This is a genomic window from Actinosynnema sp. NPDC004786 (genome assembly GCF_053601135.1).
The window spans coordinates 1-11,245 of sequence record NZ_JBSGBG010000091.1; the positions used below are offsets into that span (position 1 = coordinate 1).

Annotated in this window: 2 protein-coding genes; both read left to right on the forward strand. The window is 75.5% G+C overall.

The genetic code is table 11. From position 1 onward, the window contains the following. The coding region (locus tag ACWEFJ_RS38725; RefSeq protein WP_449716852.1) for a type I polyketide synthase at positions 1 to 4,491 on the forward strand (4,491 nt) is incomplete at its 5' end. 5 nt (positions 4,492 to 4,496) lie between these two features. Next, the coding region (locus ACWEFJ_RS38730; RefSeq protein ID WP_449716853.1) for an SDR family NAD(P)-dependent oxidoreductase at positions 4,497 to 11,245 on the forward strand (6,749 nt) is incomplete at its 3' end.

Sequence of the window (11,245 nt, forward strand, 5' to 3'; positions counted from 1 at the left end):
AGTGTGACGTCGGGTCGGGTGTCGTACCTGTTGGGGTTGGAGGGTCCGGCGGTGTCGGTGGACACGGCGTGTTCGTCGTCGTTGGTGGCGATTCATTTGGCGGCGCAGGCGTTGCGGTCGGGTGAGTGCGACCTGGCGTTGGCCGGTGGCGTCACGGTGATGGCGACGCCCTCCGGGTTCGTGGAGTTCTCGCGGCAGCGCGGGTTGGCGGCGGACGGGCGGATCAAGTCGTTCGCCGACGCGGCGGACGGCACGAGTTGGTCCGAGGGCGCGGGGCTCGTGCTGCTGGAGCGGTTGTCGGATGCGCGGCGGCGGGGTCATCGGGTGTTGGCGGTGGTGGCCGGGTCGGCGGTGAACCAGGACGGCGCGTCGAACGGGTTGACCGCGCCTAATGGTCCGTCGCAGGAGCGGGTGATTCGTCAGGCGTTGGCGAACGCGGGTTTGTCACCGTCCGATGTGGACGCGGTCGAAGCCCACGGCACGGGTACGACGTTGGGCGATCCCATTGAGGCGCAGGCGTTGTTGGCGACGTACGGGCAGGATCGTTCGGAGCCGTTGTGGTTGGGGTCGGTCAAGTCGAACCTCGGCCACACGCAGGCCGCGGCGGGGATCGCCGGCGTCATCAAGATGATCATGGCGATGCGGCACGGCTCGCTGCCGCGCACGCTCCACGTCGACCGGCCCACCACGCACGTGGACTGGGGGACCGGTGATGTCCGGTTGCTCACCGAGGCCGTGCCCTGGCCCGCGGTCGACCGTCCCCGGCGGGCCGGTGTGTCGTCGTTCGGGATCAGCGGCACGAACGCGCACGTGATCCTGGAGCAGGCCCCGGCGGCCGATCCGGTCGAGGTGGCGGGCGACGTGCCGTGGCTGTTGTCGGCGCGGTCGCCGGAGGCGTTGCGGGCGCAGGCGGTCCGGTTGCGCGAGTTCGCCGGCGACCCCGTGGTCGGCGCGGCGTTGGCGACGCGGGCGCGGTTGCCCTTCCGGGCGGCGCTCACGGACCCGGCCCGGCTCGGGGCGGACCTCGACGCGTTGGCCCGCGGTGACGCGCCGATCGGGGAGGCGCGGACCGGTGGGACCGCGTTCGTGTTCTCGGGGCAGGGTTCGCAGTGGCAGGGCATGGGGCGGCGGCTTCACGGCGCGTACCCGGTGTTCGCTCGTGTGTTGGACGAGGTGTGCGGGCTGCTCGGTGTGTCGTTGTGGGACGTGGATCTGGACCAGACCCGGTTCACACAGCCTGCGTTGTTCGCGGTCGAGGTCGCCTTGTACCGGTTGGTGGAGTCGTTGGGTGTTCGGCCGGATTACGTGGTGGGGCATTCGGTGGGGGAGGTCGCTGCCGCGCACGTCGCCGGGGTGTTGTCGCTGGAGGACGCGTGTGCGTTGGTGTTGGCACGTGGTCGGTTGATGCAGGAGTTGCCGGCTGGTGGGGCGATGGTGTCGATCCGCGCCGGCGAGGCCGAGGTGCTGGAGACGCTGCCCGGCGGGGTGGAGATCGCGGCGGTCAACGGTCCGGATGCCGTGGTGATCTCCGGTGACGAGGCGGCGGTGGGTGAGGTCGCCGAGCGGTGGCAGGCGCTGGGTCGGGAGACGCGGCGGTTGGCGGTGAGCCACGCGTTCCACTCGGCTCACATGGAGCCGATGCTGGGCGAGTTCGCGCGGGTGGTGGAGGGCTTGTCGTTCAGCCATCCACAGATCCCGTTCGTGTCGTCGGTTTTGTCGGTGGGGTCGGGTAGCGTGAAAAACAGGGATCCCCTGGTGGGGGACCCTTCCGCGGGTGTGGTGTTGGACGCGGCGTACTGGGTATGCCAAGCCCGGGACGCGGTGCGGTTCGGCGACGCGGTGGAGTGGTTGCGGGCCAACGGGGTGACGCGGTTCCTGGAGATCGGGCCGCACCCGACGCTCGTGTCGAACGGTGTGATGCGCCGCGACCACGACGAGCCCGAACGACTCCTCGCCGCACTCGGCAAGCTGTGGGTCGAGGGCGGGGAGTGGACGTTGCCCTCCGCGCACGCCGACCTGCCCACCTACCCGTTCCGGCGCGAGCGGTACTGGCTCGTCGCCGCCGAGGCGACCGACGTCGCCGGCGCCGGGCTCGACGACGCCGACCACCCGCTGCTCGGCGCGGTGGTGGAGCTGCCGGACGACCAGGGCGTCGTGCTGACCGGCCACCTGTCCCCGGCCACCCGGCCGTGGCTCGGCGAGCACACCGTCCTCGGCTCGGCGCTGCTGCCGGGCGCGGCGTTCGTGGAGCTGGCGTTGCGGGCCGGCCGGGAGGCGGGGTGCCCGGCGGTCGAGGAGCTGACGCTGGAAGCGCCGCTGGCACTGCCCGGCGCGGTGGACGTGCGGGTCGCGGTCGGGGCTCCGGACGCGGACGGTCGGCGCACCGTCACCGTGCACTCCAAGGCGGACGGCGAATGGGTGCGGCACGCCACCGGCCGCCTCGGACCGGGCGACGAGCCACCCGCACCCTGGGCCGAGCCGGCGACCGAACCGGTGGACCTCGACGGCTTCCACGACGCGCTGGCCGACACCGGGTTCGAGTACGGGCCGACGTTCCGAGGGCTGCGGGCGGTCCGGCGCGCCGGCGACGACCTCTACGCGGACGTCGAGCTGCCCGGCGACGGCGACCGGTGCGCGCTGCACCCCGCGCTGCTGGACGCCGCGCTCCAGGCCGTGACGGTCCTGGACGACCGGGCGAAGGTGCCGTTCTCGTTCTCCGGCGTCACGGTCTGGACGCCGGGCCGCACCGCGGTCAAGGCGAGGCTGTCCGCCACGGCGCCGGACACCTACCGGGTCGACCTGGCCGGCCCGGCCGGCGAGCCGGTCGCCACGATCGCGTCGCTGACCCTGCGCCCCACCGCGACCGGAGCCCGTCCGCACACCCTCTACCGCGTCGCCTGGCCGGAAGTGGAAGGCGACCACACCCCGCCGGCCGACAGCGACCACCGCCACGACGCCACCGACCCGGTCGAGACCCTGCGGGTGGTCCGGGAGTTCCTGGCCGACGACCACACCGCGGACCGGCTGGTCGTGGTGACCCGGGGCGCGGTGTCGGTGCACGGCGAGGACGTGACCGACCCGCGTGCCGCCGCCGTCTGGGGCCTGGTCCGGTCCGCCGCCGCCGAGCACCCCGGCCGCTTCGCGCTGGTCGACACCGACACCGACGACCCGCCGCCCACCGCGGGCGACGAGCCGCAACTGGCGGTCCGGGCCGGGCGGGTCCACGTGCCCCGGCTCGAACGGGCCGTCGTCACGCCCCTGCCCTCCACCCTCCGCCCCGGCGGGGCGGTCCTGGTCACCGGCGGCACGGGCGCGCTCGGCGGCGCGGTCGCCCGCCACCTGGTCGCCCGCCACGGCGTCACCCGCCTGGTGCTGGCGAGCCGGCGCGGCCCGGACGCCCCCGGCGTGGCCGAACTGCTGGCCGACCTGGCTGGCGCGGAGGTCGCGGTGGTCGCCTGCGACGTGTCCGACCGCGACGCCGTGGCCCGGCTCCTGGCCGACCACCCCGTCACGGCGGTCGTGCACACGGCCGGCGTGCTGGACGACGCGGTCGTGCAGTCGTTGACGCCGGAGCGGTTCGCCGAGGTCTGGCGGCCCAAGGCGGACGCGGCCCGGCACCTGCACGAGCTGACCCGCGACCTGGACGCGTTCGTGCTGTTCTCGTCGGCCGCGGGCGTGCTGGGCGGGCCGGGGCAGGCGAACTACGCCGCCGCGAACGCCTACCTCGACGCCCTGGCCGCGCACCGGCACGCCAACGGGCTGCCCGCCGTGTCCCTGGCGTGGGGGCCGTGGGCGGTGAGCGGCGGCATGACCGGCAAGCTCACCGACGTCGACCGCCGCCGCATCGCCGGCGCGGGCGTGCTGCCGCTGGCCACCGACGAGGCCCTGGCCCTGTTCGACGCCGCCCTCACGGCGGGCGAACCCGCGTTCGTGCCCGTCCGGCTCGACCGCCGCGCGGGCGACCTGCCCACCCTCCTGCGCACCGCGGCCCGACCGCGCCCGGAGGCGACCCCGGACGTGCTGGACCTGGTCCGGCGCGCGGTGGCGGCCGTGCTCGGCCACGCGTCCACCGACGCCGTCGGCCCGGACCGGGCGTTCAAGGACCTCGGGTTCGACTCGCTGACCGCCGTAGAGCTGCGCAACCGGCTCGACGCGGCCACCGGGCTGCGGCTGCCCGCCACGCTGACCTTCGACCACCCGACGCCCGCGCGGGTCGCCGACCACCTGCGGGACCGGCTGGCCGCGTCCGCGCCCGACCCGCTGCTGGCCGAGCTGGACCAGCTCAAGTCCACTCTGGACCGGGCGCGGGACGTGGACCACGACGCGGTCGCCGCGCGCCTGGAGGCGCTGCTCGCGTCGTGGACCGCCAAGCGCGTCGAGGACGAGGACTTGGCCGACGCCACGGACGACGAGCTGTTCAACATCCTCGACGACGAACACCGCCGGACCCAGGTCATCCGATCGGGCGAGCACCGCACCGCGGGGGAGTAGCTGTCATGGCCGACGAAGAGAAGCTCCGCAGTTACCTCAAGCGCGCCACGGCCGACCTGCGGGTCATGGGCAAGCGCCTGGCCGAGGTGGAGGAGGCCGCCCGCGAACCGATCGCCATCGTCGGCATGGGCTGCCGCTACCCCGGCGGCGTCGGGTCGCCGGAGGACCTGTGGCGGCTGGTCGCCGACGGGGTGGACGCGATCGGCGACTTCCCGACCGACCGCGGCTGGGACGTGCCCTACGACCCCGACCCGGACCGGCCCGGCGCCACCTACGCGCGGTCGGGCGGCTTCCTCGCCGACGGCGCGGGCTTCGACGCCGGGTTCTTCGGCATCTCGCCGCGTGAGGCGCTGGCCATGGACCCGCAGCAGCGCGTGCTGCTGGAGACCGCGTGGGAGACGTTCGAGCACGCGGGCATCGACCCGACCTCGGTGCGCGGCAGCCGGACGGCCGTGTTCACCGGCGTGTGGTCGTCGGGCTACGCCGCCCAGCCGCCGCCGGACCTGGAGGGGTTCCTGGCGACCGGCATCGCCACCAGCACCACCTCGGGCCGCGTGTCCTACCTGCTCGGGCTGGAGGGCGCGGCCGTGTCGGTGGACACGGCCTGCTCGTCGTCGCTGGTCGCGATCCACCTGGCCGCGCAGGCGCTGCGGGCCGGGGAGTGCGCGCTGGCGCTGGCGGGCGGCGTCACGGTCATGGCCACCCCGGCCGGGTTCGTGGAGTTCGCCCGGCAGCGCGGCCTCGCCCCGGACGGCCGGGTCAAGGCGTTCGCCGACGCGGCCGACGGCACGAGCTGGGCCGAGGGCGCGGGCCTGCTGCTGCTGGAACGCCTCTCCGACGCCCGCCGCAACGGCCACCGCGTCCTCGCCGTCGTGCGCGGCAGCGCGGTGAACCAGGACGGCGCGTCCAACGGCCTGGCCGCACCCAACGGACCCGCGCAGGAACGCGTCATCCGGCAGGCCCTCGGGAACGCCCGGCTGGAGCCTGCGGACGTGGACGCGGTCGAGGCGCACGGCACCGGCACCGCGCTCGGCGACCCGATCGAGGCCCAGGCCCTGCTCGCGACCTACGGCCAGGACCGGACCGAACCCCTGCGCCTCGGGTCGGTCAAGTCGAACCTCGGCCACACCCAGGCCGCCGCCGGCGTCGCGGGCGTCATCAAGATGGTCATGGCGATGCGGCACGGCGCGCTCCCGCGCACCCTGCACGTGGACCGGCCCACCGGGCACGTCGACTGGACCGCGGGCCGCGTCTCCCTGCTCACCGAACCGACGCCCTGGCCCGACACCGACCGGCCCCGCCGCGCCGGCGTCTCGTCGTTCGGCATCAGCGGCACCAACGCCCACGTCATCCTCGAACACGTCGAACCCGAGCCGCCGTCCACAGTGGACGCGGACGTCCCGTGGCTGCTGTCCGCCCGCACGGCGGCGGCCCTGGCCGCCCAGGCGGAACGCCTCAGGGCGGTCGACGCGCCGAACCCGCACATCGGCCGGGCCCTGGTCGACCGCACCCGGTTCGAGCACCGCGCCGTCCTCCTGGCCGACCACCGCGCCGGCCTGGACGCGCTCGCCGACGGCCGCGGCGCGCCCGGCCTGGTCACCGGCGAGGCAAGCGTGCCGGGCCGGACGGTGTTCGTGTTCCCCGGCCAGGGCGGGCAGTGGCCGGGCATGGGCCGCGCGCTGTACGCCACGTCGGACGTGTTCCGCGCGCACGTCGACGCCTGCGCCGAAGCGCTCGCCCCGCACGTGGACTGGTCGCTGGTCGACGTCCTGCGCGACGGCGCGCTCGACCGCGTGGACGTGGTCCAGCCCGCGCTGTTCGCCGTGATGGTGGCGCTGGCCGGGCTGTGGAAGTCGCACGGCGTCGTCCCGGACGCGGTGGTCGGCCACTCCCAGGGCGAGATCGCCGCCGCGCACGTCGCCGGCATCCTGTCGCTGGAGGACGCGGCGAAGGTCGTCGCCCTGCGGGCGAAGGCCCTGGCGCCGCTGGCCGGGCGCGGCGGCATGGTGTCCGTCGCGCTGTCCCCGGAGGAGGCCGCGTCCTACCTGGACCGCTGGGACGGCAGGCTCACCGTCGCCGTGGTCAACGCACCCGGCACGGTCGTCGTCTCGGGCAACGACCACGACCTGGGGGAACTGCTCGCCGCGTGCGCCGCCGACGACGTCCGCGCCCGCGCGCTCCCGGTCGACTACGCCGCCCACTCGGTCGAGGTCGAAGCGCTCCGCGACCGGCTGCGCCACGACCTGGCGGGCGTCACCCCGCGCCCCGCCGCCGTCCCGCTGTACTCGACCGTCACCGGCGGGGTCGCCGCCGACCTGGACGCCGCCTACTGGTACCGCAACCTGCGCGAGCCGGTGCGGTTCGACCACGCCACGCGCACGCTGCTCGACCACGGCCACGGCGTGTTCGTCGAGGTCGGCCCGCACCCGGTGCTGACCGCGGCGGTGGCGGAGACGGCCGGGACCGCCGACGTGCTCGTCACCGGCACCCTGCGGCGCGAGCAGCCGGAGGAGTTCCGCGCGGCCCTCGCGCGCCTGCACGTCCGCGGCGTCGAGGTGGACTGGCGGCCGCTGGTCCCGGCCGGCCTCACGCCCGCGACCCTGCCCGCCTACCCGTTCCAGCGGCAGCCGTTCTGGCTGCGCCCGACCCCGGCCGCCGCGACGGGCGACCACCCGCTGCTGACCACCGCGGTGGACCTGCCGGACGGCGGCGCGGCCCTCACCGGCGCGGTGTCGCTGTCCACCCACCCGTGGCTCGCCGACCACGCCGTGCGCGGCGCGGCGCTGCTGCCCGGCACGGTGTTCCTCGACCTCGCCGCCCACGCCGCGACCCGGGTCGGCGCGACCGCGGTGCGCGAGCTGGTGCTGGAGGCACCGCTCGTCCTCGACCACGACCCCGTGCGGCTCCAGGTCGTCGTCGGCCCGGCGGACGACGACGGGAACCGGTCCGTCACCGTGCACTCCCACCGCGACGGGTGGGTCCGGCACGCCACCGGAACCGTGGGCGACGCACCCGAACCCGCGGCCGCCGACACCAGCCCGCCGCCGCACGCGGAACCGCTCGACGTCGGCGCCCTCTACGACACCTTCGCCGCCCTCGGCTACGACTACGGCCCCGCCTTCCAGGGCGTCACGGCCGCGTGGCGGGCCGGCGACGTCGTGCACGCCGTGGTGGAGGCGCCGGCCGGGGAGCGCTTCGCGCTGCACCCGGCGCTGCTCGACGCGGCCCTGCACCCCGTGGCGTTGCTGCACCCCGACGGCCCCGCCCGGCTGCCGTTCGCCTTCTCCGACGTGGTGATCCGGCCGACCGACGCGACCGCGCTGCGCGTGCGGCTGTCCGGCGGACCCGACACCTACTCGGTGTCGGTCACCGACCTCGACGGCGTGGCGGTGGCGTCCGTCGCGTCGCTGTCCGTGCGGGCCGTCGCCGACGCCCCGGACGACCTGTTCCAGCTCACGTGGGCGCCGGTGACCGGGACCGCCGTCGCGGACACCGTGCACCGCGTGTCCACCCCTCCCGGCGAGGCGCCCGACCGGGCCCTGGCCGCGGTGCGGGAAGTCCTGGCGGCGATCCGGGGCGACGCCCGGCTGGCGGTGGTCACCCGGGGCGCGGTCGCGGCCGTGCCCGGTGACGTGGTCGACCCCGCCCACGCCGCCGTCTGGGGCCTGGTGCGGTCGGCCCAGGCCGAGCAACCCGGCCGGTTCGCGCTGGTCGACGCCGACGACTCGTGGGACGGCGCGCTGCCCGACGAGTCGGAGCTGGCGGTGCGCCGGGGGGTCCTGCTCGCGCCTCGCCTGACCCGGGTGGACCGCGCGCTCACCCCGCCGGACGGCCCGTGGCGGCTGGCGGACGTCGGCACGGGCGGCATCGACGACCTGGCGCTCGTGCCGCGACCGGACGTGCCGCCGGGACCCGGTGAGGTCCGGGTCGCGCTGCGGGCGGCCGGGCTGAACTTCCGCGACGTGCTCATCGCGCTCGACGTCTACCCCGGCGAGGCGGTGATGGGCGGCGAGGGCGCGGGCGTGGTGCTCGACGTCGGGCCGGGCGTGGACCGGTTCCGGCCGGGCGACCGGGTGTTCGGGCTGGTGCCCGGCGCGTTCGGGCCGGTCGCGGTGGCCGACCACCGGCTGCTCGCGCCGATCCCGGACGGCTGGTCGTTCGCCCGCGCCGCCTCCGTGCCCGTCGTGTTCCTCACCGCCTGGTACGGCCTGGTCGACCTCGGCCGCGTCCGACCGGGCGACCGCGTGCTGATCCACGCGGGCACCGGCGGCGTCGGCATGGCGGCGATCCAGCTGGCGCGTCACCTGGGCGCGGAGGTGTTCGCCACGGCGAGCCCCGGCAAGTGGGAGGTGCTGCGCGGCCTGGGGCTGGCGGACGACCACATCGCGTCGTCGCGCACGCTGGAGTTCGAGCAGCGGTTCCCAGCCGTGGACGTGGTGCTGAACTCGCTGACCGACGAGTTCCTGGACGCGTCGTTGCGGCTGCTCGCGCCCGGCGGCCGGTTCGTGGAGATGGGCAAGACGGACATCCGCGCGCCCGAGGGCGTCGACTACACGGCGTTCGACATCGCCGACGCCGGCCCGGCCCGGCTGGGCGAGATCCTGGCCGACACCGTGGCGGCCTTCGCGGACGGCGTGTTGAGCCCCTTGCCGCTCGACGTGCGGGGCGTGCGCGACGCGGTGGACGTGTTCCGGCACATGAGCCAGGCCCGGCACATCGGCAAGATCGTCCTCGCCCTGCCCCCCGTGCTCGACGGCACGGTGTTGATCACCGGCGGACTGGGGACGCTCGGTCGTGCGCTGGCCCGGCATTTGGTCGTACGGCACGGGGTGCGGCGGTTGGTGTTGGTGGGTCGTGGCGGTGGTGTGCCGCCGGAGTTGGACGCGGATGTGCGTGTGGTCGCGTGTGATGTGTCGGATCGTGGTCGGGTCGCGGAGTTGGTGGCGTCGATCCCGGATCTGACGGCGGTGGTGCACGCGGCCGGCGTGCTGGACGACGCCGTGGTCACCGAGTTGACGCCGCGGCAGGTGGAGGCCGTGTTCGCGCCCAAGGCGCGGGCCGCCTGGCACCTGCACGAGCTGACCCGCCACCTCGACCTGGCCGCGTTCGTGCTGTTCTCCTCCGCCGCCGGGGTGCTCGGCAGCCCGGGACAGGCCAACTACGCCGCCGCGAACGCCTTCCTCGACGCCCTGGCCGTGCACCGACGCGCCCTCGGCCTGCCCGCCGTCTCGCTGGCCTGGGGGTACTGGGCCGAGTCCAGCGGCATGACCGGGCACCTCACCGACGCCGACCGGAGTCGCCTGACCCGCGCCGGCGTCGTGCCGTTGGCCACCGGGCACGCGCTGGAGCTGTTCGACGCGGCGCTGGCCGCCGACCGGGCCGCCGTCGCGCCGGTCGCGCTGGACCTGCCCGCCCTGGCCCGCACGCCCGTGCTGCCGTCCGCGCTGCGCGGGTTGGTGACCCGCAAGCCGGGCAGGCGGCCGGTCCACCGGGGCGCGCTGGCCGACCGGGTGCGGTCGCTGCCGGCGGCCGAGCAGGTGGCCGCCGTGCTCGACGTCGTCACCGCCGACACCGCCACCGTGCTCGGCCACGCCTCACCGGACGCCGTGGACACCGGGCTGCCGTTCAAGGACCTCGGGTTCGACTCGCTCACCGCCGTGGAGCTGCGCAACCGCCTCGGCGTCGCCACCGGCCTGCGGCTGCCCGCGACGCTGACGTTCGACCACCCCACCCCGGTGCGCCTGGCCGAGCACCTGCGCGACGAGCTGCTGGGCACCCGCCGCGACGTCGCCGCGCCCGTGACGAAGGCGGTGGACGACGACCCGATCGTGATCGTGGGCATGGGGTGCCGGTTGCCGGGCGGGGTGTCCTCGCCCGACGACCTCTGGCGGCTGGTGGTGGACGGCGTGGACGCCATCGGCGACTTCCCGACCGACCGGGGCTGGGACCTGGACCGCCTGTACCACCCGGATCCCGACCACCCCGGCACGAGCTACACCCGGTCGGGTGGGTTCCTGACCGACGTGGCCGGGTTCGACGCGGACTTCTTCGGCATCTCGCCGCGCGAGGCGCTGGCGATGGACCCGCAACAACGGGTCCTGCTGGAGACCGCGTGGGAGACGTTCGAGCACGGCGGGATCGACCCGACGTCGTTGCGGGGCAGCCGGACCGGCGTGTTCACCGGCATCTGGGCGTCCGGGTACGGGGCGGGCGCGGCCTCCGACGTGGAGGGGTACTTCGGCACCGGCGCGGCGACCAGCGTGGTGTCCGGCCGGATCGCCTACCTGCTCGGGCTGGAGGGCGTCGCGGTGTCCATCGACACGGCGTGCTCGTCGTCGTTGGTGGCGATGCACCTCGCGGCGCAGGCGCTGCGGGCGGGTGAGTGCGACCTCGCGCTGGCGGGCGGCGTCACGGTGATCGCGACACCGGTCGGCTTCACCGAGTTCTCCCGGCAGCGCGGATTGGCCGCGGACGGCCGGTGCAAGCCGTTCTCCGCCTCCGCGGACGGCACGAGCTGGGGCGAGGGCGCGGGTCTGGTGCTGCTGGAGCGCCTGTCCGACGCCCGGCGGCGGGGGCACCAGGTGCTGGCGGTGCTGGCCGGGACGGCGGTGAACCAGGACGGTGCGTCGAACGGGTTGACCGCGCCTAATGGTCCGTCGCAGGAGCGGGTGATTCGTCAGGCGTTGGCGAATGCGGGGTTGCGGCCGTCCGATGTGGACGTGGTGGAGGCGCACGGCACGGGTACGACGTTGGG